Origin of the sequence: Pseudomonas sp. EGD-AK9 (assembly GCF_000465935.2) — a bacterium.
Lineage (GTDB): Bacteria > Pseudomonadota > Gammaproteobacteria > Pseudomonadales > Pseudomonadaceae > Aquipseudomonas.
The window spans coordinates 1-507 of sequence record NZ_AVOF01000006.1; the positions used below are offsets into that span (position 1 = coordinate 1).

General features: G+C 66.5%; 1 protein-coding gene and 1 pseudogene. One reads left to right on the top strand and one right to left on the bottom strand.

Features of this window, described 5'->3' with window-relative positions; genetic code table 11:
* The coding region (locus tag N878_RS29330) for a hypothetical protein (protein ID WP_218186832.1) at positions 1–229 on the bottom strand (229 nt) is incomplete at its 3' end.
* Positions 230–231: 2 nt separating this feature from the next.
* Between N878_RS29330 and N878_RS00670 the strand changes: the two are divergent.
* A pseudogene (locus N878_RS00670) lies at positions 232–507 on the top strand (cystathionine gamma-synthase); the annotation flags it as partial.

Here is a 507-nt window from a genome sequence, read left to right on the forward strand (position 1 = left end):
CTTCGCCGCGCTGTTCGTCGCCGCCGCCGGGCTGCTGGCCACGGTCAAGCGCGCCGCGGTGTGACGCCTGCCCCCGTTCGGCCGCCGCAATGGCGGCCGAGGTGCGGGATGCCGGCGCATCTTCGAACAGTCCGTTCGCCTGATTGTTACCAGATGTGTCAGATTGTCCTTGTGCGAGATCCTTAGGGCGGCAACAATTTAATGCCACCCATTCTCGTTTGGCATGCATTGATGAGTCGTTCTCGATCCCTGTTGGCCTGGCTGCTGCTGCCGCTGCTGGCCAGTCTCAGTTTTCTCGCCCTCGGCGAACCCCTCGACGGCGCCGCCCAGGCCCTGCACCTGCTTGGCTATATCGGCGCCGACTACCCTGCCAGCGTGGCCGCCGGCCAGGTGGTCAACGCCACGGAATACCAGGAACAGCTGGAGTTTCTCGATGTGCTGCAGGGGCTGATCCTCGCCCTGCCGGCCCAGGCCGAGCGCGCCGAGCTGGAGCAGGGTGCCGCCGCC